This window comes from Pseudomonas sp. HS6, assembly GCF_023375815.1.
In the GTDB taxonomy this organism is placed as follows: Bacteria; Pseudomonadota; Gammaproteobacteria; order Pseudomonadales; family Pseudomonadaceae; genus Aquipseudomonas.
In genome coordinates, this window is record NZ_CP067412.1 from 5,352,561 (window position 1) to 5,379,190 (window position 26,630).

The following is a 26,630-nucleotide window of genomic DNA, read 5'->3' on the forward strand; positions in this document are numbered from 1 at the left end:
ATTAGATGGCACAGGCACCTGCCTTACACTTCTCACACTCTTCACAGAACGGCGCATTACGCTTGAGCGTGTTGATCTGCGCTGGCGTCAGCACCGCGCCAGCCTTGTCGGAATCCGCCTGTTTCAGTACGCCCGGCATCAACGGCGCCGCACCGGTGCCGCTCCCCGGCCCACCACCCGAGTTGATGTTGATCGCCGGCCCGCTCATGGTCACGCCGCCGCCATCGATCTTGATGAAGCTGCCGCCACCCACCAACGTCAGTTCAGCCCCAGCCTCCAGCACCACTTTCATGCCGCTGCTCAGGTGAATTTCCTGGCCGGCGTCGATGAATTGCCCGGTGCCGATCTTGATGTGCTGATTCACGCCCACGGTCAGGTGGTCGTTGGCCCGAGCCTCGACTTTGCGGTCTGCGTAAACGGTATGGTGTTCTTCGGCCTTGAATTCCGTGTAGCTGTTCTTTTCCACGACGTCGTGGCGTTCGTTGCCGACGCGGATTTTCTGGTCGTGCTCGATGTTCTCGTCCCAGTCGCGCTGGGCGTGGAGGAAGATCTGTTCCTGGCCTTTCTTGTCTTCGATGCGCAGTTCGTTGAAGCCGCCGCCACCCATCGAGCTCAGGGTCTTGAAGGTGGTGCGCGTCTTGTTCGCCGGCAGGGCGTACGGGACGGTGTTTTCCTTGTGGTACAGGCAGCCGCTGATCAGCGGTTGGTCGGGATCGCCTTCAAGGAAGGTCACCAGCACTTCCATGCCGATGCGCGGGATGGCGATGCCGCCGTACTGGGCGCCGGCCCAGGCGGAAGACACGCGCAGCCAGCAGCTGGTCTTGTCGTCGGCCTGGCCTTCACGATCCCAGTGGAACTGGACTTTGACCCGGCCGTATTCATCGCAGTGGATTTCCTGGCCTTTCGGGCCGGTGACCACGGCGCTCTGGCTGCCGAGGATGCGCGGTTTCGGGTGGCGCAGGGGCGGGCGGTTCGGCACGTCCCACGGGGTGGCCTGGAAGCGGTTGCGGTAGCCCTGATGGAAATCGTCTTTCAGTGCGGTGGTGTCACTGGTCACCGACTCTTCCAGCACTTGCGGCTGCTTGCCTTCGTGCAGGACTTCGGTGAGCAGCCACAGGTCATTCCACTTGGCCTTCGGGTGTTCTTTCAGCGCGAGGAAATGGCCGCTGACCAGCAGCGGCTGGTCGCTCTTGCCTTCGGCGAGCTGGAAGTCGCTGCGATGGCGTTCGAGGGCGCGTTTGGCCAGGTGCTTGCCGCGCTCGCGGTCGACGAAACGGCCCGGGTAGTCGTAGTCCTCGAGGTCGGGCAGGGCGTCGCCGCGGTTTTCGCTTTCGAGGGTGATGCGCGGTTTTTCGAAGTCGTAGTCGCGGCGGGTGGTGCGGCTGGTGCGGGTTTCCAGGCGCAGGTCGAAGCGCTTGATCACCGGGTCGCTGGCGACCATGCCTGAGTCTTGCTGGTAGGCAACCGGCGCCAGTTTGTGGAACACCGTCTGGTCGTCGCCGAACACCAGTTTGTGCGCCGTGGCGCTGTGCTGGAAGTGGTAGTGAATGCCTTCTTCTTCGCACAGGCGCTGGATGAAGTGCAGGTCCGATTCGTCGTACTGCACGCAGTAGATACGGTCGGGGTAGATCGAACCGGTCTGGAACTCATAGGCGTTGCCCTGGATGCCATGATCTTCGAGCACCTTGCCGATGATTTTCGGCACGCTGAGGTTCTGGAAGATCCGCTGGTTGATCCGGTGCGCCAGATACGCCAGTTGCGGGCGCAGGGTCACGGAGTAGCGCGTCAGGCGCTTGCCGGAATCGCCTTGCGCGGCGCGGTAGATCAGGCCGTGGATGCCGCTGCCGTCGGGCGACAGCTGCAGAAAGGCCGGTTTGTGCAGCAGGGTTTCGAGGTCCAGCGACGGCTGCTCACTGACCAGCTCCACCTCGAATACAAAAGGCTGGCTGACGGCTTCCCGACCGGTGAGGGTAAACACCTGGAAATCGGCGGAAAGACCTTCGATGGTCAGGGCAAAGTGGGTTTCATTGGCCGGCGCGAACATCCCTTGTTCCTCGTGCTGTACAGCGGCGTTCGTCGATGACCGCCAAGCGGATCAACGCACGCGAAATTCTGGAGGGGCGTAAACAACATCGACCAGCAGAGCTGGCCGATGCTTGAAACGATCAGCCGTAATTAAACGACTGGAGCACGCCAGTCATCGGAACCCGAAGTACCGGATACTTCGTGGGTCCAGGTGATTTTGCGGTAGGTGAACTGCACTTCTTCCAGGTGGGTGAAGTGCGCGTTGCCTGGATCCTGGCAGTTGTGCATTTTGTTGTTGATGGCGACGATGATCGCGTCTTCCAGTTTGGTGGTGTAGTAGTGCTCTTGGGTACCTTGAGCCGAAGTGCGGTACCACTGGATAACGATTTCGCTCATGCGCTCGCCGGAGGTCAGAGCCGCTTGCAGCAGAGGCGAAGCCTTGTCGTAGACCTTGGTGATCACAACGGGCTTGTGAACGCGCTGACCGGTTGGCTGACCGGATTGTGGGTCACGCGGGATGATCACGTCGTGGGTGAAAGCCTGAACCATAACCTGGTCTTCGTGGCCTTCCTGGTAGGTGTTGCCAACGGAGTCGGCGGTGAAGGCGCCGGCAGTGATCAGGCCTTGTTTTTCGCCGGTAACCGACATGTACGCTGGTGTTGCCATGGGATGCTCTCCTTGCGGATAAAGTTAGGGTGCCCGGGAGGCGAAATCGCCCGGTGGGTGCCTGACTGTTATCAAGGAGCGTGCCAACATTTTCGAAGCCTCGTAAAACCGGGGGGATGGCGCTGGCAGTCATTGAATTTCATGAAAAACGGCAGTGTTTCAGGCGAAAAGTGCGCAAGAAGTTGCGCAGTACTGCGCAACTTCTTGCGCACTTGGCTGGAGGCCATGATCGGCGTGGCTTGCAGCGGTTTTAAGGGGTGTTTTATTACGTACAACTGCGCAACTTCTTGCGCAGTTGAGGTCAAGCGCCGATCGGGTGAAACGAACCACAAACGTCTACGGTCAATCACTCAGGCCGACCACACGGCGGTTGAGAATTCCTCAAGCAGAGTGAGAACAGCATGAAAATCCTGATGGTTCTGACGTCCCACGATCAACTGGGCAATACCGGCAAGAAAACCGGATTCTGGCTGGAGGAGTTCGCCGCTCCGTATTATGTGTTCAAGGACGCAGGCGCCCAACTGACCCTGGCATCGCCCAAGGGCGGCCAGCCGCCGCTGGACCCGAAAAGCGATGCGCCCGACGCGCAGACTGAAGCCACGGAACGCTTTCGCACGGACACCGCCGCTCAGTCGGCGCTGGCCTCAACAGTCAAACTCGACTCAGTCAAAGCGGCAGATTTTGATGCCGTGTTCTACCCGGGCGGCCATGGTCCGTTGTGGGATCTGGCCGAAGATCGACACTCGATTGCGCTGATCGAAGCGTTTTACAACAGTGGCAAACCGGTTGCGGCTGTCTGCCATGCGCCCGGTGTATTGCGTCACGCCAAGGGTGCCGACGGCCAACCGTTGGTCAAAGGCAAACGCGTGACCGGTTTCACCAACAGTGAAGAAGACGCGGTGCAATTGACCGATGTCGTGCCGTTTCTGGTGGAAGACGAGCTCAAGGCCAAGGGCGGGATATTTTCCAAGGCCGAGGATTGGGCCAGTTACACGGTGGAAGACGGGTTGCTGCTGACGGGGCAGAATCCTGCATCGTCCGAGGCGACAGCCTTCAGCTTGTTGTCGCGGTTGCGCTGAAATCCAGAAAGGTCGTCCGAGGCATCGGACGACCTTTTTTCAGTTTTAGCGGGCCAACGCGGCCAGACATTCCTCAACCGAACGCTGCTGCGTTTCGGCATATAACCCCAATTCATCGATGGTCGAACGCCCCAAGGCCTGTTCGAACGCCTGACGGTTGGAGTGCTCGCCATAGTGCGTCTGCGCCGCATCTCCCAGGTTCGACTGAAAAATCCCCGCCGCACTGACCGGCAGGAAATCTTCGTACACCAGCGGCTCGGCTTTCACGTACCCGTCCCGTAACAACCCTTGCAGCGAAACATCAATGGGACGACTCGCCTCAATACCCTTGTCTGTCAGGAAATAACGGAAGTACGCCAATTCCTGCTCGCGCATGCCCTCGAGGCTGTCAGGGAATTCGCTAAAGTGCTGGCTCATCAGCGTGTTGTAGCGTGAGGCATTGGCTTCGTTGGGGAAATCGCCCAATTCATCTCGTGCCGCATTCAGCAAGCGGTCGTACAACGCCCGACCCTTGGGTGTCAGCGCTGCGCCGCGTTGTTCGATTTCGCCGAAGCGGGCGCTGTGGCTGCCACGGGTTTGCGTCTGGTCGGTGAAGGCGATCGGCTCGTCCAGCGCCTTGAAACTGGTCTGGCGCAGCAGGATCGGATGCTGCCGGCGCGGCGGCCCTTCGATCACCGCTTTGGGCGTGATGCCATGCAGCGGCATCTGTGCCTGAACAATGTCGATGTCCAGCGTACGCGGAGTCAGGTGGTTGATGTGCGGGCCCTTGAACGCGACGACGTCGGCGATCAGACGATGCTGGGCGCTGAGGGTCTGGTATTGCGCGGCGGTGACGGTGGCGCTGTGGTGCCAGCGAAAAGTCTCCAGCGCTTGCAGGACAAATTCCCCGGCTTCGGATTCATTCAGCCCGCCAGCGGATTCGGCCTGCTCGATCAGGCGCAGCGCGGCTGGAGTAAAAATCGAGCGCTGATCCAGCACCGATTGAGCAAAGGCGCGCAGCTCCGGATCTTCGATCAACTCCAGTCGCAGCAACGAAGTGAACACCCGGAACGGGCTGACTTGCAGCGCATCTTCGTGCACCGCGCGGAATGCTGTGGAATGCACCGGCACCCCGGCGGGGGTCAAGTCGTAATAACCCACGGGTTGCATGCCCATCACCGCGAACAGGCGGGCGAGGGTGGCCAGTTCGGTGGCGGTGCCGACGCGGATTGCGCCGTGACGCTCCATGTCCAGCCGCTCGATTTCGCCGGTGCTGTGCAGTTGACCGGCGATCTGCGGCTCGCGTGCCAGCACTTCGCGGTTGGTCTGTTCCACCAGTTCCATCAAGGCGCCGTACAGCGGCACTTCTTCGCGGTACATGTCGGACATCGCTTTGGAGAAGCGTTGGCGGATCAGGTCGGGGCTGACGAAAGGCTGCACGGTCATGAAAAAAATTCCTGGCACGGTCACGTAAAGGATGTCGGAAAAGATCGCAGCCTTCGCCGACGCGGGCAAACGAAGAATCCTACGAACTTCATTCTGCCAACGACTGACCGTTTACCTGTCCTGACGCGAATTCTCCCCCAGGAACTCCCGATACAAACGTGCCGTGTTCGACGGCTGTTCGACCATTGGCATATGACCGACGCCGTCCCACACATCGACCCGCAGATTGGCGATGCCCTTGCTCCAGACCGGTACGCTGCTGACATCGATCAACCGATCCTTACGGCCCCAGAGCAACAGCCCCGGGCATTTGATATCTGCGAGTTTCGGCTCCATTGGCGGACTGGCGCGGAAATCCCGGAAGATCTCCTCCAGTTCATCACGTCGCTGTTCGTAGCGTTGGGCAATGGCGTCCAGCACTAGGCCGGGCACCCAGGGTGGCGAGGCCATCGTCATCGCATAGAAGCGTCGGAATTCTTCCCGGGAATTGATCAGAAACGGATTGTGCCCACGGGCCAGGTGGCGCTCCATGTCGCTGGGCTCCGGCGCGGTGACGCCGGCCGGGTCGATCAGCGCCACCGACGCGATGCGATCCGGGTAGGTCGCCGCCAGCCACGCGGCGATGTAACCGCCCATGGAATTGCCGATCACGTGGACCTTCTCGACTCCGCAGACATCGAGCAACTGGATCATGCGCTTGGCCTGCACCGCGATGTCGTAGCCACCGCCCGCCTTGAAGCCGGTTTCGCCGTGGCCGGCCAGGTCCGGAATGATCACTCGATACTGGCTGACGAAATGCCGGGCGAAGCGCAGCCACAGGTTCTTTTCCGCGCTGTAGCCATGCAGCATCAAAATGCTGCTCGACGCTTCGTAAGGCCCGCCTTGCCAGGTCGACACGGTCATTTCGGCGATCGGCACTTCAATCTTGTGCAACCGGTACAGCTTGGCCTCCAGGGCTGCGCTCAGATCGTAGAGCCAGTGGCCGACCGCCGGGTAGCTCAACCAACTCCAGGCCACGAAAACCGCGAGGGCGACAAACAGCAAGAGCATCGACGTCTTCCTTTTACGTGTTCAAGACAGAATGTGGTCGGCCGGTTTCAGCGCCCGGGTCAACCGGTGGTAGCTGAAACTGAAGCCCGGGAACATCGCGATCACATGACCGCTCTTGCTTTGATACCAACTGTGGCAGCCGCCGGTTTTCCAGACCGTGCGCTCCATCTCCCGATGAATCATCTGAGTGTAGGTACGTTCTGCTTCGGGGCGAACTTCGATGCTGCGCAAACCTTTGGCCTGCACGGTGCGGATGCAGTCGAGGATGTAGTTCATCTGCGATTCGATGATGAACAGCGCCGAAGTATGACCGATGCCTGTGTTCGGCCCGGTGACGATAAACAGGTTGGGAAAGTCCGGCAGGCTGGTACCGAGATAGGCGCGCGGGTATTGCGCCCAGACATCGCGCAGTTGCACGGCGTTTTTTCCGCTGGCCGGGTAGGAAATCACGCCATCGGTGGCGTCGTAACCAGTCGACCACACGATCAGATCGACGTCGATGTGCTGGCCGTCCGTGGTGACAATGCCGGTTTCGTCGAGGCTGGCGATGCCTTGCTCGCGGCTGTGCAGCGTCACGTTAGGCCGGGTCAGCGCCGGGTAGTAAGTGCTGGAGACCAGTACCCGTTTGCAGCCGATGGTGAAGTCCGGCGTCAGTTTTCGCTGGAGTTCGGGATCCGTTACCTGGCGTTTGAGGAATTTCAGGGCCTGGTGCTGCACCATGTGAATCGCCGGTTTTGAATATTTGAAGGCGATGACCCGGGTTTCGAATTGCCAGTAGATCATCCAGCGCAACAATTTGTAGGCCGGTTTCAGACCCAGCAGCCAACGCTGGAAGGGCCCGAATTTGCGGTCGGGTCGGGGCAGCACCCAATGCGGCGTGCGTTGAAAGACGTGCAGATGCTCGACCTGCGGCGCAATCGTCGGAATCACCTGCGCCGCACTGGCACCGCTGCCGACGATCGCCACGTGTTTACCGCGATAGTCGTAGCTGTGATCCCAATTGTTTGTATGAAAGGTCTTGCCTTGAAAGCGATCCTGACCGGGGAAATGTGGGACGACCGGCTGGCTAAGTGGCCCGGTGGCATTGATGAGGAACTGCGCATAGAACGTGCCTTTGGTGCCGGTGTGTACGGCCCAGCGTTTTTCGGCCTCGTCCCATTCGATCCGTCCGACATTGGCTTGCAGTTCCACCCGCTCGCGCAGGCCGAAACGCTCGATCACGTGTTCGGTGTAATGATGAAGTTCGGCCTGTTCGGCGAACATTTGCGTCCAGGGGTAGGGCGCGAACGACAGTGAATACAGCGGCGACGGCACATCGACCGCTGCGCCGGGGTAGGTGTTCTGGCACCAGGTGCCGCCGAAAAAGTCCCGCCGCTCCAGCAAGCGAAAATCGTCGATGCCGGCCTTGAGCAAATTGACCGCCGCACACTGGCCGCCAAACCCGCTGCCGATGATCAACACTTGATAGGTCTGCATGGGCCTCCTTCTTAGAGTCTTTTTTCCATTTTCTTCCTTTCATGTATAGCCAATCATTTGCCTGCCGTGTGACGGAAATGGCGGGGTATTCGGCCGCTGGCCGGTGATGGCTATTTAACGTCGCCCTGTTAGACTCCGAGCACATCCTTTTGCGGTGTACTCGAGGCCCTTATGGGAAGAACGGGAGGAAAGGGACTTTCACTGGCCAGGAGGCTTTACACATCGCGAACCCTCGGGTTGGTCCTGGGGCTTTTGTGCGTGAGCGTTGCGATGTACCCGCTCGATCCGCCGGTGTGGGTCTGGGCGCTGATGCTGTTCAACGGCCTGGTCTGGCCGCACCTCGCCTATCAATGGGCCCGTCGGGCCAAGGTTCCGTACCACGCCGAACACCGTAATCTTTTGATCGACGCTTTCCTCGGTGGCTTCTGGGTCGCCGCCATGCATTTCAATCCCTTGCCCAGTGCCACGACCATTTCGATGATGGCGATGAACAATGTCGCCATCGGTGGCCTGCGTTTTCTGCTGGCCGGGGCGGCGGCGCAGTTGCTGGGCGTCGGCGTCGGACTGGTGGTATTCGCGCCGGCCTTCATCCCGGCCACCTCGCCGGCGCAGCTCTATGCCTGCCTGCCGTTGTTGATGTTGTATCCATTGGCGCTGGGCTGGATCTGCTTCCGCCAGGCCTACACGCTCGGCGTGCACAAGCGTGAACTGCTGGCCCTGAGCCGCACCGACAGCCTCACCGGTCTGCTCAATCACGGCGCCTGGAAGGATCAACTGGAAGTCGAATTTCAACGCTGCAAACGCCAGCAGAAAGGCGCGGCGATTGCGCTGATCGACATCGACCACTTCAAGGCGATCAACGACACCTACGGCCATGTGGCGGGCGATATCGTCCTGCGTCAGTTGAGCAAGATGCTCAAGCAGAACCTGCGCATGGCGGATGTGGCGGGGCGCTACGGCGGCGACGAGTTTTGCGTAATCCTGCCGGACTTGCCGCTGTTCAACGCGGCGCAGGCGATGGAAGCCTTGCGTGAGCGCTTCTCCTTTCTGGTGTACGAACAGAACCCGGCGTTGAAAGTCAGCCTGAGCATTGGCCTGGCGGCGCTCGATCCGGCGCACGGCGATGCGACGCGCTGGCTGAATGACGCCGATGAGGCGCTCTACGAGGCCAAGGCCAGCGGGCGCAACCGGGTGATTTGCTGCAACGATGACAAGCCGCGGCGCGAGGTTTTCGATTCGGTTTGAACGGATTGGGTGTCGCATCCGGGATAGAGCCTTGGGGCGATGTCAGGTACGGTTCAGTACCCGACACGAAACAAGGATTGATTCATGACGTTCAACTTACCTCGTTCCCTGCTGGCCGCCGGTCTCGGCCTGACCCTCTCTTTCGCAGCCGCTGGCGCCTTCGCCGAACCGCACAAACAGGTGCTGGCCGACGCCGAACAATACAAACCCGAAGCCCTGAAATTGCTCGAACGGCTGGTCAATATCGACTCCGGTTCCGGTGATGAAAAAGGCCTCAAAGCAGTCAGCGAAATTGCCATTGATGAGCTGAAAAAGCTTGGCGCGACTATTGAATTGGTGCCGAACACCCCGGAAAAAAACAACCACGTGCTCGCCACGCTCAAAGGCACCGGCAAGGCAAAAATCCTGCTGATGGCGCACATGGACACGGTATTCAAGGAAGGCTCCGCCGCCGAGCGACCGTTCCACATCAAGGACGGCCGCGCCTACGGGCCGGGGGTGATGGACGACAAGGGCGGAATCGTCGCCGGCATCTATGCGCTGAAAATTCTGAAGAACCTCGACTTCAAGGACTACGCGCAAATCACCTTCCTGCTCGATGCCAGCGAAGAAACCGGTTCGGATGTCGCCACTGACCTGATCAAGAAAACCGCCAAGCTTCACGACGTCACTCTCAACCTCGAACCGGGTCGTCCGGCGGATGGTTTAGTGGTGTGGCGCAAGGGCAGTGCCACTGCACTGGTCGAGGTCAAGGGCAAGGCTGCTCACGCTGGCGTCGCGCCGGAACTGGGGCGCAACGCGGCGATGGAGGCGGCGCACCAGATTCTGCAATTGGGCAAGCTCGGCGACGAGGCCAAGAAAACCACCATCAACTTCACCGTGCTCAAGGCCGGCGACCGTACCAACGTGATCCCGGATCAGGCCACGGCCAAGGCTGACGTGCGGGCGGCGGTGCCGGAAGAGTTCGACCGGATCGAGAAGGATCTGGCGCGGGTGTCGCAGGACAAGTTGATTCCCGAGATCATCGTCACTACCAGCCTGCAACGTGGTTTACCGCCGATGCCGCAGACGGCGGAGTCGGATCGTTTGATGGCGATGGCCCAGGGGATTTACGGTGAGATTGGTCGCAAGCTGACCGAAGAAGGCAGCGGCGGGGCGGCGGATGCCAGTTTGTCGGCTGGGGTGGGAACGCCGACGCTGGACGGGTTCGGGATTGTCGGCGGCAATATTCATACGCCGGAGGAGTACGCGGAAGTGGAGAGCGTGGCGCCGCGGATTTATCTGTTGTCGCGGATGATTATGGAGTTGGCGAAGGGGCGGTGAGCGGATGTAGTTGATTCGGCGGGGTGTCAGGTAGATTTTTCCCTCACCCCAGCCCTCTCCCGGAGGGAGAGGGAGCCGACCGAGGTGTCTTGCGCTGTACATCGACCTGAAGCATCGAGTCGATTATGGATTCAGCGCAAATCTTTCACGTCGGTGTATCTCATCAATATCCCCCAATCAGTTCCCTCTACCTCTGGGATCCGGCCGGCACCGTGCTGGCGGCCAATGTCGAGCGTCTGACCTTTATAGGTAATGGTGCCTACACCGGCTGGGGTAACGACAGCGACAACATCATCACAGGTGGTTCGGGCAACGACACACTGTACGGCGGTGCGGGTGCCGATCAGTTCATCGGTGGTACGGGTTATGACACGGCGGGTTACCTGGATAGCAAAGTGGCGATGACCATTAATCTGAAGACCAGCGTGCATTCCGGGATCGCCGCTGGTGATACCTACACTGGCATCGAGGCGATCCGAGGATCGAACTTCAATGACATCTTTTATGGCGGACCCAATGCCATGGGGCTGGATGGCGCGGCTGGGCAGGATCTTGTCAGTTACGAGTTCGCGGACAGTGCTGTGACCATCGATCTGACTTCGGGCGCCAACACCGGTGATGCGGTTGGCGATACCTATACCAACATTGAGATCTTCCAGGGCAGTAACTTCAATGACTCGTTGCTGGGATCGCGACTGGCTGATGTGTTCATTGGCGGCGTTGGAGCGGATGTCATCGACGGTCGTGAAGGTCAGGACAGTGCCTGGTACATCACCAGCACGACGGCGGTTACCATCAACCTGCAGACCAATATCAATCAGGGAGGAGATGCCGAGGGCGATGTATTAAGGAACATCGAGCGTGTGGTCGGCAGTCACTTCAATGACAGCCTGACGGGTGATGCCGGGGTCAACTTTCTGGAAGGTGGACTGGGCAATGACGTCATCTACGGTGGCGATGGCAACGATTATCTCTATGGTGGTCTGGTATCGCAGATCGGGCCTTTTTCGCTCGAAGGGCTGACCAATGGGCCGCAGGCCGACACATTGTTCGGAGGGAATGGTAACGACACCATCTTCACTGCTGGCGACGATCATGGAAGTCGGGCTTACGGTGAAGCGGGTGGTGATGTCATTACGGTGGTTCATGGCATGGCCGACGGAGGGGAGGGCAATGATTTGTTGACCGGCACGGGGACGGGCTTCTCTTTATTTGGAGGTGCCGGGGACGACAGGCTGGTTCTGCAGTCCAGTGGCTGGGCCAACGGTGGCGAGGGTAACGATATCTACACCATCAGCACGGCGGCGCTGGTGACGATCCAGGATGACGGCGCCAGCCGCGGCGACAAGCTGGTGCTGTCGTTTATCCGCAGTACTGAACTCTTGGCGGATCGCGTCGGTGACGACCTTTATCTGCACCGATCTGGCTCCGCCCCGGGACAAGCCCCGCAGGAAGGTGTACGTCTGAAGGACTGGTTCGCCGGTTTCGATACCGTTGAGCAAATCCAGACTGCTGACGGTCAACTCATCGATCTGCCGGCGAACAGCGATGGCTTCGCCCTGTTCGGTTGAGTGGCAACTCCTGTCTGGCGTTTGAGGTAGCAACATGAAAGGGATGAGTCGATTGAAAGACTCATCCCTTTTTCATGCCTGTGTCCCTGACGACGCAGTGCTCATAGAGCTGGCGCGTTTCCTGCAAGTCCCCCGTAAATCGCCATAAAACGAGCGCTCGCGGTCATCCCATCGGCGCCCGCGACGGCAAAAGGTTGAGCCAGATGGCTCGCACGGCTCGAGAAAGCTATGCGCAGCCCGGTGACGAACAAGAGGGGAGACGATGAAGGCAGTAATTTTGGCGGGTGGCCTCGGCACGCGCATCAGTGAAGAGTCGCACCTCAAGCCCAAGCCGATGATCGAGATCGGCGGCAAGCCAATTCTCTGGCACATCATGAAGCAGTATTCCGCCCACGGAATCCACGACTTCGTGATCTGCCTCGGCTACAAGGGCTACGCGATCAAGGACTTCTTCGCCAACTACTTCCTGCACACCTCCGACGTCACCTTCAACATGCGCGAGAACCGCATGGACGTGCATCAGAACTACAGCGAGCCGTGGAGCGTCACCCTCATCGACACCGGCGAGGAAACCATGACCGGTGGCCGTCTGTTGCGTGCCGGCCGCTACCTCAAGGATGAAGAGGCGTTTTGCTTCACCTATGGCGACGGCGTTTCCGATCTGAACATTCGTCATCTGGTCGATTACCACAAGGCCCATGGCCGTCTGGCGACCGTGACAGCGGTGCAGCCACCGGGTCGTTACGGGGCGCTGGAGCGCCAGGGCGATCAGGTCCTCGGCTTCACCGAAAAACCCCGTGGCGATGGTGGCTGGATCAATGGCGGCTTTTTCGTACTGTCGCCCAAAGTGTTGCCGTACATCGCGGGCGATGAAACCACTTGGGAAGCCGAGCCATTGGCCCGACTGGCCCGGGAGGAGCAGCTCAAGGCGTTCGAACACGACGGTTTCTGGCAGCCGATGGACACCCTGCGTGACAAAAACCATCTCGAAGCGCTGTGGCAGAGCGGGGAGGCCCCATGGAAGCAATGGGCCTGAGTCCGGAATTCTGGCGCGGCAAGCGGGTTCTGGTCACCGGGCACACCGGTTTCAAGGGCAGCTGGCTGACCCTGTGGCTGCAAAGCCTCGGCGCGCAAGTCAGCGGTTTTTCCCTCGATCCATCGACCGAGCCAAGCCTGTTCGAACTGGCACGAGTACACGAAGGCATCAACGACCAGCGCGGCGATCTGCGTGACCTCGGTGCCTTGCTCGAGATCATTGCCGACACCGAGCCTGATATCGTCCTGCACCTGGCGGCCCAGCCGCTGGTGCGCGAAGGTTATCGCGATCCGCTCGGCACTTATTCCAGCAACGTCATGGGCACCCTCAACCTGCTCGAAGCGATTCGTCAGGTCGGTTGTGTGCGGGCCTGTGTGCTGGTGACCACCGACAAGGTCTACGCCAACAAGGAATGGCTGTGGCCCTACCGCGAGGACGAAGCCCTCGGTGGGCACGACCCTTACAGCAGCAGCAAGGCGTGCTGCGAGTTGCTGGCACAGTCTTATGCCGCGTCGTTCTTCCCGGCCGACAAGTACGCCGAGCACGGTCTGGCCCTGGCCACCGCGCGCGCCGGCAATGTCTTGGGCGGTGGTGATTTCGCCCCTGAACGCCTGATTCCCGATGTACTGAAAGCCTGGTCCGCAGACGAGCCAGTGACCCTGCGTTACCCGCAAGCCGTGCGCCCGTGGCAGCACGCGCTGGAGCCGCTGGCCGGCTACCTGCAACTGGCCGCCGGGCTCTACGAAGAAGGCCCGGAATACGCCGGGGCGTGGAACTTTGGCCCGGGCGAGGCGGACATGTGCAGCGTCGGTGAAGTGGTCGAACTGCTTTCCAACCGCTGGCCTCAGGCCCGTGGCCTGCGCCTCGAAAAGAGTGACCTGCACGAAGCCGGCCTGCTGCGCCTGGACAGCAGCCGCGCCCGTCAGGTGCTGGGCTGGCAACCGCGCTGGTCGCTGCAGCAATGCCTGACCCAGACCCTCGACTGGCATTTGGCGTGGCAGAACGGTGACGACATGCGCACCGTGACCCTCGGCCAACTGAACCTGTACCGGGGCGCGCTGTGAGCGAGTTTTCCTTGAAACCGTTACCGCTGGCCGGGTTGTTCAGCGTCCAGCACAAGCGCTTCGAAGATCAGCGCGGGCACTTCGCCCGGCTGTTCTGCGAGGGCAGTTTGAAGGCGTTCGGCGCCGAGTTTCACATCCGCCAGATCAATCATTCCTGCACTCGGGAAAAAGGCAGCGTGCGCGGTCTGCATTACCAGAATGCCAATGCGCCGGAAGCCAAACTGATCACCTGCCTGCGCGGTGAAGTGTGGGACGTGGCGGTGGACCTGCGCCCGGATTCCGAAACCTTCCTGCACTGGCACGCCGAGCACCTGAAGGCCGGTGACGGTCGCAGCCTGTTGATTCCGGCCGGTTTCGCCCACGGTTTCCAGACCCTCACCGAAGATGCCGAACTGCTTTACCTGCACAGCGCCGATTACGCGCCGGAGCACGAGGGCGGTCTGTCGGTGAACGATCCACGGCTGGCGATTGCCTGGCCGTTGCCTGTCAATAATTTGTCAGCGCGTGATTCCAGCCATCCCGCGCTCGATCAACACTTTGCTGGAGTGCGTCTATGAACTGCCGTGGGTGCGCCGCACCGCTGAGTCTGCCGCTGATCGACCTCGGCACCTCGCCACCGTCCAACGCCTACGTGCACGCCGATCGGCTGGAGCAGGCCGAACAGTGGGTGCCGCTGAAAGTCGCCGTGTGCGAGCAATGCTGGCTGGTGCAGACCGAGGATTACACCTCTGCCGACAGCCTGTTCGACGCCGAGTACGCCTACTTCAGTTCGTTCTCCTGCACCTGGCTGGCCCACGCCGAGCGTTATGTGGCCGAGATGGTCGAGCGCTTTGGTCTGACCGCTGACAGCCGCGTGGTGGAAGTCGCCGCCAACGACGGTTACCTGCTGCAGTACGTGGCCGGTCGTGGCATCCAGTGCCTGGGCGTCGAGCCGACCCGCAGCACCGCGCAAGCCGCACGGGAAAAAGGCCTGGAGATCCGTGAACTGTTCTTCGGTCGCGACACCGCCGCGCAGCTGAAAAGCGAAGGCTGGGCCGCCGACCTGATGGCCGCCAACAATGTGCTGGCCCACGTGCCGGACATCAATGACTTCCTCGGTGGTTTCGCCACGCTGCTCAAGCCAACCGGTGTCGCTACCTTCGAATTCCCGCAACTGCTGACGCTGATGGCCGGCGCGCAGTTCGACACGCTGTACCACGAACACTATTCCTACCTGTCCCTGACCGCCGTGCAAACGTTGTGCGAGCGCAACGGTCTGGAAGTGTTCGACGTCAGTCAGTTGACCACCCATGGCGGATCGCTGCGGGTGTTCGTGCAGCGCAAGGACGGTGAACGCCGTGACGTTCAGCCTGCCGTGCAACAGCAGTTGCAGGCCGAGCTCGATGCCGGGGTGAAAACCACCGAGTACTACGCAACGCTGGCGCCGGCCGCCGAACGCATCAAGCATGACCTGCTGCGTTTCCTGTTGCAGGCCAAGGCCGACGGCAAACGTGTGGTCGGCTACGGCGCTGCCGCCAAAGGCAACACCTTGCTCAACTACGCCGGGGTCAAACCGGACTTGCTGGCCTGGGTCGCCGATGCCAACCCGCACAAGCAAGGCAAGTGCCTGCCGGGCAGCCGCATTCCGATTGTCGCGCCGGCACAGATCGACATCGAGAAACCGGATTACGTGCTGGTGCTGCCATGGAACCTGTTGCACGAAGTCAGCCAGCAACTGGCTCAAGTGCGTCAGTGGGACGGCCGCTTCGTGATCGCCGTGCCTGAGTTGAGCGTGCTGTGAAGGTTCTGGTCACCGGAGCCACCGGCTTCGTCGGTCGCCATCTGGTCGCGGCGTTGCTGGCCCGTGGCTGTGCGGTGCGGGCGGTCGCGCGCAATGTGCAAACTGCCGCGAGCATGCCGTGGATCAATGACGTCGAGTTCGTAAGTGCAGATATTCATGCGGCGGATCTGGATTTCTGCGCTCTGACCGAGGGCGTCGATGCACTCGCGCATCTGGCGTGGCCGGGATTGCCGAACTATCGGGCGCTGTTCCATTTCGAGCACAACCTGATGGCCGACTACCGCTTCATCAAAGGCGCGGTCGAGGCGGGTGTGAAGCAGGTGCTGGTGACCGGCACCTGCTTCGAATACGGCATGCAGAGTGGTCCGCTCAGCGAAAACACGGAGCCGCAGCCGAGCAATCCCTACGGGTTGGCCAAGCACACGCTGCACCTGTTTTTGCAAAATCTGCAGCAGGAGCATCCGTTCACTTTGCAGTGGGCGCGCCTGTTCTATCTGCATGGCGAAGGGCAGAACCCCAACAGTCTGCTGGCGGCACTGGACCGGGCGATCGATGCCGGCGATGCGACGTTCAACATGTCGGCGGGCGAGCAGTTGCGAGATTTTCTGCCGATCCGGACAGCGGCGAATCACCTCGCCGCGATCCTGCATCAACGCGACTTCAACGGCGCGATCAACTGCGCCAGCGGTCAGGCGATTTCAGTAAGAACTCTGGTCGAGCAACGCCTGAGTGAGCGCGGCGCTTCGATCGATTTGAACCTGGGGCATTACCCCTATCCGACACACGAACCCATGGCCTTCTGGGCGGTGGTCGACCGTTTGCAACAGTTGCTGGAGGCACAGCGAACCAACTGATGTGCCTCGACGCGAATGCCTTTGGCAGCGTGACTATCAAATGACTTTTCAGTGAGACCGGACAATGAGCGATAACGTAATCAAAGCCTTCGAGGCGGAGTGCCAGGCCGAAGTGATTGCCCAAGGCCAGGACAAGGACTTGAAGGCGCTGGCCCAAGAGTTCTACAACCAGTCGGCCAAGCACAAGTACACCTATCACTTCTCGTGGATGGGCCGCCCGATCATTCAGCTGCCGCAAGACATGATGGCGATGCAGGAATTGATCTGGCGGATCAAGCCGGACCTGGTCATCGAGTGTGGCATCGCCCACGGCGGCTCGATCATTTACTACGCCTCGCTGCTGGAATTGCAGGGTCACGGTGAAGTGCTGGGCATCGATCGTGATATCCGTGCGCACAACCGTGAGGCCATCGAAAGCCATCCGATGATCAAGCGTATCAGCATGATCGAAGGTTCCAGTCTCGATCCGGCGGTGGTCGAACAGGTGCGTCAGGCTGCTGCTGGCAAGAAAGTGATCGTAGTACTCGATTCCAACCATACCCACGAGCATGTCCTCGAAGAATTGCGTCTGTACGCACCACTGGTTTCGGTGGACAGCTACTGCGTGGTCATGGACACCGTGGTTGAAGACATGCCGGCCGATGCGTTCCCGGATCGTCCATGGGGGCCGGGTGACAACCCGAAAACAGCTGTTTGGGCCTACCTCAAGGAGAACGCTGATTTCGAGATCGATCAGCAGATGCAAGACAAGCTGCTGATCACCGTCGCGTCGGACGGTTATCTGCGTCGGGTTCGTTAATCAGTTCCATCATCAAAGCGTTTTTCGGGCGATTTCGCCGGTAGTGGGAGAAGTTATGCAAGGCAAGTACGGTTCTGAAAACAAGCTGCCATTGAGCGAGTTGCTGACGGTGGTTCTGATCACCCACAACCGCCCGGCTTTTTTGCGTCGAGCGCTGCAGTACTACAGCAGCCTGCCTTGCAAGGTCCTGGTGCTGGACTCTTCTCCCGAGCGCCCGGAAGGTGATTTCTCATCGGTCGACTATCAGCATCTGCCGCAGTTCGCCTACTGGGGCATGCAGGCCAAGCTGACCTACGGTGTCGAGCAACTGACCACGCCTTACATGGTGTTCGCTGCCGATGACGACTTTATCCTGCATGAGTCGCTGGCCGAGTCGGTGAGCTTCCTGGAAGCCAACCGCGACTATGGTTTGTGCCACGGCTATTGCCTGATGTACCTGGCGCTGGCCGGGAGTGTCAGCTACTACCGCCGCGACAAGAAAATCTGCGAAGACTATGCGTCGGAGCGTGCCGAGGATCGAGTCCTCGACTTCATGCATCAGTACGTACCGCCGTTCTACGGCGTGTGCCGGACTTCGATCATCAAGGACTGGTACGCGGCATTGCCACCGGGCACCAGTTTCGAGTGGCAGGAAATCGGCCACACCTATTATCTGCTGGCGAATGCCAAGGCGCGCGTTCTGCCCATCCCGTATGTGGTGCGCGAAATCAACGTCGGTTTCTCCGACCACAACACCGAGGTCTATCACGCGCTGTCGTATGTCGATGCCAAGTCGGTGGCCGAGCGTGAAGCCTTCGCCGAATTTCTCGCGTCCCTGCCGACGGGCATCAAAGACCTTGACCAGGCGCAGCGCAAGGCGTTCGCCCTGGAAAGCTTCGCGGCCATGACCGATAGCCTGGTGACAGGTCGCGCACTGACGGCCGAGCTGATTTTCCAGTCCATCTGGAACAACGTATCCAAACAACCAGAGCGCAAGTTCGGGCCTCTGCAATACGTCGAGATGCCGTTCTACAACCAGCGCTTTTTCGACTTGCTGGCCGGGTTCGAGTTTCTGTTGCACGCGATGCCGGCCGGCCGTGTGCAACTGGAACAGCTCGAGGGCGTCTGGACCCGCCAGGATTACTTGTTGCAGGCACGCAATAACGATACCCCGGAAAGTGTGCTCGACCGCTTGTGGCAGGCCCATGACAGCAACGCGTTCAACCGTCGAGTGGTCAAGCGTCTGGTCGAGCAGCTGCAGGCGCTCGGCGATGACACGCAAGCGCAGGAACTGGCCGAGTGGGATGCTCGTCTTGAGTCGGTGTCGAAGGTCGATCACTACCCGGTCTTCAACAAAATGCGCTCCGGCCGTTTGCTCGACTGGCTGGCGTGCCGCGAGCCGGACGCCGAGCAGCGCGTGATGATTGCTGCTCATTTGGCGGCGAACAACGGCGGGCCACAGTTCGGCATTTTCCTGCTGGATCTGGACGACAACATCGAGAAGTTGCAAGTGACCCTCGACAGCCTGGTCGAAGGTCACAGCAAGGCCTTCAAGATCGTGGTCTTCACCACTGGCGAGCCGCAGGCTGCGACTACGGCGCAGAACACTCTGCACTTTGTCCGCGTTACCCCGGGCAATCTCGTCGACAAACTCAACCAGAGTGCCGCCCAGTCTCCCTGCGACTGGCTGCTGCTGGCACAGGTGGGCGATGAGTTCACAGCGAGTGGCTTGTTGCGCGCCGGCCTGGAATTGATGTCGGCCACAGGCCTTCGCGCCGTCGCCACCGATGAAATCCAGCGCAGTGAAGAGGGCGCGCTGATCGATGTGTTCCGCCCAGGCTTCAATCTTGACCTGTTGCAAAGCAACCCATCGTTGATGGCACGCCATTGGCTGATTCGTCGTGATGTTTTCCTGGAGGCGGGTGGTTATCAGGCCGACTTCAGCAAGGCGCTGGAGTTCGACCTGCTGTTGCGTTTGATCGAGCAGGGTGGCCTCGACGGTCTGGCGCATCTCGACGAGCCGCTGCTGATCACCCAGGTCCCGGCGCAGGAGGAAGTGGCTCACGAGCGTCAGGCGCTGCTGCGTCATTTGACCAATCGCGGTTACAAGGCCAACGTCACCCCGGCATTGCCGGGTAGCTGGCAAGTCGATTATCGACATACCGGACAGCCGATGGTGTCGATCATCCTGCCGGCTGGCGATGATCTGGTGGCGCTGCGTCGCTGCCTCGAAGGTGTGTTGCTGCGAACCCGTTACACCCGTTACGAAGTGTTGATCGCGGCCAATCCGAATCAGTCGGCGCAGGTCAACGACTGGCTGGGCACGCTACGCAGCAGCAAAGTGAATGTGCTGCGTGCGGATCAGCCACTGAACGAAGTCGCGTTGTATAACGCCGCCAGCGAGCAGGCGCAGGGTGAATATCTGGTGCTGCTGGCCACTGACAGCGAAGTCGTCAATCCGAACTGGATCGATTCGTTGCTCAACCACGCCCAGCGTCCGGAAGTCGGTGTTGTCGGCGCGAAACTGGTCGACCGCGACGGCAAGGTCTCCCAGGCCGGTTTGATCCTCGGTCTGAATGGCGGCGTAGGCTCGGCCTTCATTGGCGAAAAACACAATGCTGCGGGTTACTTGCAACGTCTGGGGGTCGAGCAGAACTACTCGGCGGTGTCGAAGGTTTGCCTGATGGTGCGCAAAGAACTGTTCGACGCGCTGGGTGGTCTGGACGAAGCCAACTTCGCCGCCGGTTTCAGCGATGTCGATCTGTGTCTCAAGGTCGGGCAGGCCGGTTACCTCACCGTGTGGACGCCGTCGGTGCAGGTGCTGCACACCGGCGAGCTGCCACAGTCTCCGGAGGCACTGGCGGCACTGCGTGAGAAATGGAGCGACGCCTTCGCGCAAGATCCGGCTTACAACGCCAACCTGACCCTGACCGGCAAAGGTTTTACCCTGGGCGAAAATGCCTCGGTCAACTGGGCGCAGTTGCTCGCTTGAGCCTGCCGGACAGGAATCAGAACATGTTCAACGGTAAATCGATTTTCATCTCCGGTGGCACCGGCTCGTTCGGGCGCAAGTTCATTGCGCGCCTGCTCGAGCAATACCAGCCCAAGCGGGTGGTGGTGTTCTCCCGGGATGAACTCAAACAGTACGAAATGCAGCAGACGTTCAACGCGCCGTGCATGCGTTACTTCCTCGGTGACGTGCGCGACGCCGAGCGTCTGCGCCAGGCCATGCGCGGCATAGACTACGTGGTGCACGCCGCGGCGTTGAAACAGGTGCCGGCGGCGGAGTACAACCCGACCGAGTGCATTCGCACCAATGTCAACGGCGCGGAGAACATCATCGCCGCCGCCATCGACAACGGCGTGAAGAAAGTCGTGGCGTTGTCCACCGACAAGGCGGCGAGCCCGATCAACCTGTACGGCGCCACCAAGTTGCTGTCGGACAAATTGTTCGTCGCCGCCAACAACATTGCCGGTGAGCAACAGACGCGTTTTGCCGTGGTTCGCTACGGCAACGTGGCGGGCTCGCGCGGATCGGTGGTGCCATTCTTCAGCAAGCTGATTGCCGAGGGCGCGACCGAACTGCCGATCACCGACGAGCGCATGACCCGTTTCTGGATCACCCTCGATCACGGTGTGCAGTTCGTCCTCGACAGCTTTGCGCGGATGCACGGCGGTGAAGTGTTCGTGCCGAAGATCCCGTCGATCCGCATTGTCGATCTGGCTCGCGGCATGGCCGAGCACCTGCCGCACAAGAATGTCGGTATCCGTCCGGGCGAAAAACTGCACGAATTGATGGTGCCGCTGGACGATGCGCGGATGACGCTGGAGTTCGAAGATCACTATACGATCCAGCCTTCGATCCGCTTTACCAGCGTCGATGTGGATTTCGCCGAGGACAAAGTCGGCGAGCGTGGCGTGCCGGTCGGTGAAGATTTCGAATACCGCTCCGACACCAACCCGCATTTCCTCTCGGTGGGGCAGATCGCCGACCTGCACGCGAAGCTGTCGGTATGATTCCCTACGGTCGGCAAAGCCTCGATCAGACGGACATCGACGCGGTCGTCGAGGTGTTGCAGTCCGACTGGTTGACCCAGGGGCCGACCATCGAGCGCTTCGAGCAGGCGATGGCCGAGCGTTGCCAGGCGGATTTCGCGGTCGCGGTGTGCAACGCCACGGCGGCGCTGCACATTGCCTGTCTGGCGGCGGGGCTGGGAGCGGGCGACCGCTTGTGGACCACGCCGAACACCTTTCTGGCGTCGGCCAACTGCGGCCGATACTGCGGCGCCGACGTTGACTTCGTCGACATCGATCCGCTGACCTGGAACCTCGATGCCGAAGTTCTGGCCAGCAAACTCGATGCTGCCGAGCGCGACGGCACCTTGCCCAAAGTGCTGGTGGCGGTGGCGTTCTCCGGGCAGAGCTGCGACATGCGGCGAATCGCCGAACTGGCGGAGCGCTACAACTTCACCGTGATCGAGGACGCGTCCCACGCGGTTGGCGCGAGCTACGCCGGGCGCCCGGTGGGTTGCGGTGAATTTGCCGCGATGACGGTGTTCAGCTTTCACCCGGTGAAGATCATCACCAGCGGCGAGGGCGGCATGGTGCTGACCAATCGCCCGGAACTGGCTGAGCGACTGCAACGCCTGCGCAGCCACGGCATGACCCGGGATCCGCAGCAGATGACCGAGCCCAGCCACGGCCCGTGGTATTACCAACAGGTCGAGCTGGGTTTCAATTATCGGATCACCGATCTGCAAGCTGCACTGGGTTTGTCACAGCTGAGCAAGCTGGACGAGTTCATCGCCCGTCGTCGGGAACTGGCAGCGCGTTACGAGCGCTTGCTGGCGTATTTGCCGGTCACCGTGCCGAGCATCCAGCCGGACGCCGAATCGGCCTGGCACCTGTACGTGGTGCGCTTGCAGACCGAGCGCATCAACCTCAGCCACCGTCAGGTGTTCGAAGGCTTGCGCGCGGCCGGCATCGGCGTGAACCTGCACTACATTCCGGTGCATTTGCAGCCGTACTATCGTGAACTGGGTTTCGCCGAGGGAGACTTTCCCGAGGCCGAGCGTTATTACGCCGAAGCGATCAGCCTGCCGCTGTTTCCGTTACTGAGCGATCAGCAACAGGATTACGTGGTCGAGCAATTGCGTCGGTTGACTGAATGAATACCGCTGCGGCGGTGGATGGAAAACGGCAATGCGTGATCTGAGCGAACAAGAACAATTCTGGCAGGGCGAGTTCGGCAACCAGTACGTTGACCGCAACGTCGGGCAACCGCTGGTGGCGGCCAATCTGGCGTTGTTCGCCAAAGCGCTGACCCGGGCCGGACGGATCGACAGTCTGCTGGAACTGGGCACCAACGCTGGCAACAACTTGCAGGCGTTGCGTCAGCTGTTGCCGCGCTGCGAGCTGTTCGGTGTCGAAATCAACGCCAACGCCTGTGCCCAGGCCCGGGCGCTGGAGATTGCGAAGATCTGGCACGGCTCGCTGTTCGATTTCCCCCGGGAGCGCCAATACGACCTGACGCTCAGCAAAGGCGTGCTGATTCATCTGGCCCCGGCGCTGTTGCCGACTGCCTATGCGCAGTTGTACGAGCTGAGCCAGCGCTACATCCTGATCGCCGAGTACTACAATCCCTCGCCGGTTGAAGTGTCCTATCGCGGCAACAGCGGCAAGTTGTTCAAACGGGATTTCGCCGGGGAAATGCTCGATCGCTATCCTGATCTGCAACTGCTGGATTACGGTTTCGGTTATCACCGCGACCCGCAATTCCCGATGGACGACGTCACCTGGTTCCTGTTGGAAAAACGCCCTTGAGCAACGTTGCAATCATCCCGGCCCGCGGCGGAAGCAAACGCATTCCGCGCAAGAACCTCAAACCGTTCGACGGTGTGCCGATGATTGCCCGTTCGATTCGCACGGCGCTGGATTCCGGGTTGTTCGATCAGGTGGTGGTCAGCACCGATGACGAAGAGATCGCCGAGCTGGCGCAGGCCCATGGCGCACAGGTGCCGTTCTTGCGCCCGGCGGAGCTGGCCGACGATTTCACCGGCACTGCCGCGGTGATCGTGCATGCCTTGCAGCAATTGCCGCACTTTGATTACGCCTGTTGCGTGTACGCCACGGCGCCACTGTTGCAGGCGCGTTTCCTGTGTCAGGGGCTCGAGTTGCTGGAGCAGCATCCCGACAAGTCCTTTGCTTTTTCGGTCACCGATTTCGGCTTTCCGGTGCAGCGCGCCTTGACCCTGGACGGGCAGGGCGCGCTGACGGCGTTGTACCCCGAGTTTCGCAATACCCGTTCGCAGGATCTGCCCGCTGCCTTTCAGGATGCCGGCCAGTTCTATTGGGGGCGCAGCGAGGCCTGGTTGCTTGGCGAGATTCTGTATTCGCCAGCCAGCCTGCCGGTGATCCTGCCCCGGCATCTGGTGCAGGACATCGACACCGCCGAAGACTGGAAACGCGCTGAATACCTCTACGCCGCACTCAAGGCTGGCGGGGAGCTGCAATGAGAGTGCTGATCCGCGCCGACGCCTCACCCACCATCGGCAGCGGCCACATCGCCCGTTGCCTGACGCTGGCGCGGGTGTTGCGCGCCCAAGGCAGTCATGTCGCGTTCGCCTGCCGTCGTTTGCCCGGCCATCGGCTCGATGCGTTGCAGGGCGAAGGCTTCGAGACGTTCGCGTTGCCGGATCGCTATGCCGGTGAAGACCCGGAGCAGGCCATCGAGTCGATGCTGCCGTGGCAGGCGGATATCAATGCGCTGGCGACGCAACTGGAAGGTCAGGCCGAATTCGACTGGGTCATCGCCGACCACTACGGCCTCGATCATCACTGGCAGACCGCTGCCCGGCGCTTCGCGCCACGGATCGCCGCCGTGGACGATCTGGCGACCCGTCGCTACAACGTGGATCTGCTGCTCAATCAGAACCTCTCCGGCCTCAGCGAAAACTATCAGCCGCTGCTGCCGGCAGGCTGTCGAACGCTGCTCGGTCCGCGCTTTGCCATGTTGCGCGAGGAGTTCAGTGGTCCGGCCATCGAGATCAAGCCCGTGGCGCGACGGGTGCTGGTGAATTTCGGCGGCTTCGACGCGGCGCGACAGACTCATCACGCGATGCTGGCACTGGCGGATTTTTCGGCGCTTGAAGTGGATTTCGTCGCCGGCGCCGACAACCCGGCGTGGGCAGAGATGCAGGCACTGGCCGAGACACGGCGGAACTGGCGTCTGCACAGTTTCGTCAGCGATTTTCATCGGCGCATGACCGAGGCCGACCTGTTCATCGGCGCCGGCGGTGGCACCAGTTGGGAGCGCGCAGCCCTGGGCCTGCCGACGATCTGCATCGCGGTGTCGAACAACCAGCAGGCCAACGGTGAGGTGATGGCGGCGGCCGGGGCGCATGTGTTCATGGGCGCACGGGAGCAGGTCAGCGTCGAACAACTGCGCGATGCCGTCGGCTTTGTCGTCGACAACTTTTATCTGCGCCAGAGCCTGGCCGAGCGTTCGCGGCAACTGGTCGACGGGCGCGGTGCGCTGCGGGTCGCGGCGGCACTGGCCGGTGCGGTACTCAGGTTGCGGGTCGCGACGCTGGACGATGCGCAGGTAATGTTCGACGGGCGCAACGCCGACGCCGTGCAGCGCTGGTCGGTGAAGAACGGCGCGATCGAGTGGTCGCAGCATCTGAACTGGTTGAGCGCCAGTTTGCGCAATCCTCAACGGCTGTTGTTGATCGCCGAAGCCGATGACGGCCCGGTCGGTGCGTTGCGCTACGATCTGCGCGGCTTTGAAGCCGAAGTTTCGCTGTATCTGCTGGAGGGGCGTTTCGGTCTCGGCTGGGGCAGGGCGCTGCTGACGCGGGGCGAAGCGTTCGTCGCGGCGCAGTGGCCGCAATTGACCGCAATCACTGCACAGGTGTTGCCGGCCAACCAGGCCTCATTGAATGTATTTCGTGATGCCGGGTTCACCCAAAGTGCCTGCGCGTTCACCAAGGATTTGAAGGAACACCGTTCATGAACAGTTTCAAGATTGGCGATCGCCTGATCGGTGCCGACGCACCGCCGTTCATCATTGCCGAAATGAGCGGCAACCATAACCAGTCGCTGGACGTCGCCTTGCAGATTGTCGAGGCGGCGGCCAAGGCCGGTGCCCACGCCTTGAAGCTGCAAACCTACACCGCTGAAACCATGACCCTGGATCTGGCGGAAGGCGAATTCTTCATCAAGGATCCGAACAGCCTGTGGGCCGGCACGTCGCTTTACGATCTGTATGAAAAGGCCCACACGCCCTGGGAATGGCACGCGCCGATCTTTGCCCGGGCCAAAGCGCTGGGCATGCTCGCGTTTTCGACGCCGTTCGATGACAGCGCCGTGGATTTTCTTGAAAGCCTCGATGTGCCGGCCTACAAGATCGCCAGTTTCGAAAACACCGATCTACCGCTGATACGTCGTGTGGCGGCGACTGGCAAGCCACTGATCATTTCCACCGGCATGGCCAGCATCGCCGAGCTCGACGAAACCGTGCGCGTTGCCCGTGAAGCCGGGTGCAAGGATCTGGTGTTGCTCAAATGCACCAGCACCTACCCGGCGACACCGCTCAACAGCAACGTACGCACCATCCCGCATCTGCGTGAGTTGTTCGGTTGTCAGGTGGGGCTGTCCGATCATTCGATGGGCGTTGGTGTGTCGGTGGCCGCTGTGGCGCTCGGTGCCACGGTGGTTGAAAAACACTTCACCCTCGACCGCGCGGCGGGCGGGGTGGACGCGAGTTTTTCCCTGGAACCTGCGGAAATGGCCAGCCTGGTGCTGGAAACCGAGCGTGCCTGGCAGGCCATGGGTCAGGTGCATTACGGCGTGACCGAGGCTGAGAAAAAGTCCGTGGTCTACCGCCGGTCGCTGTACGTCACGGCTGATATGGCGGCCGGCGAACCCTTCACGGCGGCCAACCTGCGCGCCATTCGTCCCGGTCTCGGTCTGCCGCCCAAGCACACCGACGCCGTCCTCGGCCGCCGCGCACGCGCGCCGATCAAGCGCGGCACGCCGCTGGACTGGTCGCTGGTCGAATAACCCGATCTGCACCGATTCGGCAAAATAGCGTGACCTGCGAGTCATAACGCGCATCTTCACTGTATTGTATTGACCGGGGAGATGGCGCCTGGCCCGTTATCGGTTGCAGTGATAGCCCTTTGCGCTCCCCGTGGCTGCCCGTTGTGGCGGCCGTTTTCTGTTTGTCGGCGCCCCTCGAAATCCTTGCGAGCGGTG

The 26,630-nt window shown here is 60.9% G+C and carries 22 protein-coding genes; 17 read left to right on the forward strand and 5 right to left on the reverse strand.

All coding sequences use genetic code 11. The features are described from left to right. Position 1: 1 nt before the first annotated feature. A complete protein-coding gene (gene tssI, locus JJN09_RS24255) occupies positions 2 to 2,044 on the reverse strand; it encodes a type VI secretion system tip protein TssI/VgrG (protein ID WP_249484099.1) in 2,043 nt (680 codons plus the stop codon). 131 nt (positions 2,045 to 2,175) lie between these two features. Further along, positions 2,176 to 2,691: an Hcp family type VI secretion system effector gene (locus JJN09_RS24260; RefSeq protein ID WP_007949952.1), complete on the reverse strand. Its 516-nt coding sequence runs from the start codon at positions 2,689 to 2,691 to the stop codon at positions 2,176 to 2,178. A 401-nt stretch (positions 2,692 to 3,092) separates the two neighbouring features. Between JJN09_RS24260 and JJN09_RS24265 the strand changes: the two genes are divergently transcribed. Beyond that, on the forward strand, positions 3,093 to 3,770 hold the full coding sequence (locus JJN09_RS24265; RefSeq protein WP_249484100.1) for a type 1 glutamine amidotransferase domain-containing protein: 678 nt from the start codon (positions 3,093 to 3,095) through the stop codon (positions 3,768 to 3,770). 45 nt (positions 3,771 to 3,815) lie between these two features. Here the strand turns inward: JJN09_RS24265 and JJN09_RS24270 are convergent, their stop codons facing one another. The 3 genes from JJN09_RS24270 to JJN09_RS24280 all read right to left on the reverse strand — a co-directional run bounded on the left by JJN09_RS24270 (position 3,816) and on the right by JJN09_RS24280 (position 7,721). Beyond that, entirely contained in the window at positions 3,816 to 5,195 is a 1,380-nt protein-coding gene (locus tag JJN09_RS24270; protein WP_249484101.1) for a VOC family protein, read from the reverse strand. Positions 5,196 to 5,306: 111 nt separating this feature from the next. Next, entirely contained in the window at positions 5,307 to 6,245 is a 939-nt protein-coding gene (locus tag JJN09_RS24275) for an alpha/beta fold hydrolase (RefSeq protein ID WP_249484102.1), read from the reverse strand. Positions 6,246 to 6,266: 21 nt separating this feature from the next. Further along, on the reverse strand, positions 6,267 to 7,721 hold the full coding sequence (locus JJN09_RS24280; RefSeq protein WP_249484103.1) for an NAD(P)/FAD-dependent oxidoreductase: 1,455 nt from the start codon (positions 7,719 to 7,721) through the stop codon (positions 6,267 to 6,269). A 171-nt stretch (positions 7,722 to 7,892) separates the two neighbouring features. Here JJN09_RS24280 and JJN09_RS24285 point away from each other — a divergent pair, with 171 nt between their 5' ends. The 16 genes from JJN09_RS24285 (at position 7,893) to pseI (ending at position 26,435) form a co-directional block, all read left to right on the forward strand. Next, positions 7,893 to 8,966 carry a diguanylate cyclase gene (locus tag JJN09_RS24285; protein ID WP_249484104.1) on the forward strand — a complete coding sequence of 358 codons (1,074 nt, stop codon included), beginning with the start codon at positions 7,893 to 7,895 and terminating at the stop codon, positions 8,964 to 8,966. An 84-nt stretch (positions 8,967 to 9,050) separates the two neighbouring features. After that, positions 9,051 to 10,289, forward strand: coding sequence for a M20/M25/M40 family metallo-hydrolase (locus JJN09_RS24290; protein WP_249484105.1), 1,239 nt, complete (start codon positions 9,051 to 9,053; stop codon positions 10,287 to 10,289). Between the two features lie 125 nt (positions 10,290 to 10,414). Then, the gene (locus JJN09_RS24295) at positions 10,415 to 11,860 is read left to right on the forward strand and encodes a calcium-binding protein (RefSeq protein ID WP_249484106.1); all 1,446 of its coding nucleotides are present in this window, start codon (positions 10,415 to 10,417) and stop codon (positions 11,858 to 11,860) included. Positions 11,861 to 12,122: 262 nt separating this feature from the next. Next, entirely contained in the window at positions 12,123 to 12,896 is a 774-nt protein-coding gene (rfbF, locus tag JJN09_RS24300) for a glucose-1-phosphate cytidylyltransferase (RefSeq protein ID WP_179692279.1), read from the forward strand. Further along, a complete protein-coding gene (gene rfbG / locus JJN09_RS24305) occupies positions 12,878 to 13,960 on the forward strand; it encodes a CDP-glucose 4,6-dehydratase (protein ID WP_249484107.1) in 1,083 nt (360 codons plus the stop codon). Before rfbF ends, rfbG begins: the two co-directional genes overlap by 19 nt. Next, on the forward strand, positions 13,957 to 14,517 hold the full coding sequence (gene rfbC, locus JJN09_RS24310; RefSeq protein ID WP_249484108.1) for a dTDP-4-dehydrorhamnose 3,5-epimerase: 561 nt from the start codon (positions 13,957 to 13,959) through the stop codon (positions 14,515 to 14,517). The genes rfbG and rfbC overlap by 4 nt, the downstream gene beginning before the upstream one ends. Next, the gene (locus JJN09_RS24315) at positions 14,514 to 15,740 is read left to right on the forward strand and encodes a class I SAM-dependent methyltransferase (protein WP_249484109.1); all 1,227 of its coding nucleotides are present in this window, start codon (positions 14,514 to 14,516) and stop codon (positions 15,738 to 15,740) included. Before rfbC ends, JJN09_RS24315 begins: the two co-directional genes overlap by 4 nt. Next, entirely contained in the window at positions 15,737 to 16,594 is an 858-nt protein-coding gene (locus JJN09_RS24320; protein WP_249484110.1) for an NAD(P)-dependent oxidoreductase, read from the forward strand. Before JJN09_RS24315 ends, JJN09_RS24320 begins: the two co-directional genes overlap by 4 nt. Before the next feature lie 64 nt (positions 16,595 to 16,658). Further along, complete coding sequence (locus JJN09_RS24325; RefSeq protein ID WP_249484111.1) at positions 16,659 to 17,393, forward strand: cephalosporin hydroxylase family protein; 735 nt, start codon at positions 16,659 to 16,661, stop codon at positions 17,391 to 17,393. A gap of 55 nt (positions 17,394 to 17,448) precedes the next feature. Further along, complete coding sequence (locus tag JJN09_RS24330) at positions 17,449 to 20,364, forward strand: TIGR00180 family glycosyltransferase (RefSeq protein WP_249484112.1); 2,916 nt, start codon at positions 17,449 to 17,451, stop codon at positions 20,362 to 20,364. A gap of 23 nt (positions 20,365 to 20,387) precedes the next feature. Continuing rightward, positions 20,388 to 21,389, forward strand: a complete 1,002-nt coding sequence (gene pseB / locus JJN09_RS24335; protein ID WP_249484113.1) for a UDP-N-acetylglucosamine 4,6-dehydratase (inverting) — start codon at positions 20,388 to 20,390, stop codon at positions 21,387 to 21,389. Next, complete coding sequence (pseC, locus tag JJN09_RS24340; RefSeq protein WP_249484114.1) at positions 21,386 to 22,543, forward strand: UDP-4-amino-4,6-dideoxy-N-acetyl-beta-L-altrosamine transaminase; 1,158 nt, start codon at positions 21,386 to 21,388, stop codon at positions 22,541 to 22,543. Before pseB ends, pseC begins: the two co-directional genes overlap by 4 nt. Before the next feature lie 31 nt (positions 22,544 to 22,574). Next, positions 22,575 to 23,195 carry a pseudaminic acid biosynthesis-associated methylase gene (locus JJN09_RS24345; RefSeq protein WP_249484115.1) on the forward strand — a complete coding sequence of 207 codons (621 nt, stop codon included), beginning with the start codon at positions 22,575 to 22,577 and terminating at the stop codon, positions 23,193 to 23,195. Beyond that, the gene (pseF, locus tag JJN09_RS24350; protein WP_249484116.1) at positions 23,192 to 23,887 is read left to right on the forward strand and encodes a pseudaminic acid cytidylyltransferase; all 696 of its coding nucleotides are present in this window, start codon (positions 23,192 to 23,194) and stop codon (positions 23,885 to 23,887) included. Before JJN09_RS24345 ends, pseF begins: the two co-directional genes overlap by 4 nt. After that, on the forward strand, positions 23,884 to 25,386 hold the full coding sequence (pseG, locus tag JJN09_RS24355; RefSeq protein ID WP_249484117.1) for a UDP-2,4-diacetamido-2,4,6-trideoxy-beta-L-altropyranose hydrolase: 1,503 nt from the start codon (positions 23,884 to 23,886) through the stop codon (positions 25,384 to 25,386). Before pseF ends, pseG begins: the two co-directional genes overlap by 4 nt. Next, a complete protein-coding gene (gene pseI / locus JJN09_RS24360; protein ID WP_249484118.1) occupies positions 25,383 to 26,435 on the forward strand; it encodes a pseudaminic acid synthase in 1,053 nt (350 codons plus the stop codon). Before pseG ends, pseI begins: the two co-directional genes overlap by 4 nt. Positions 26,436 to 26,630: the final 195 nt, after the last annotated feature.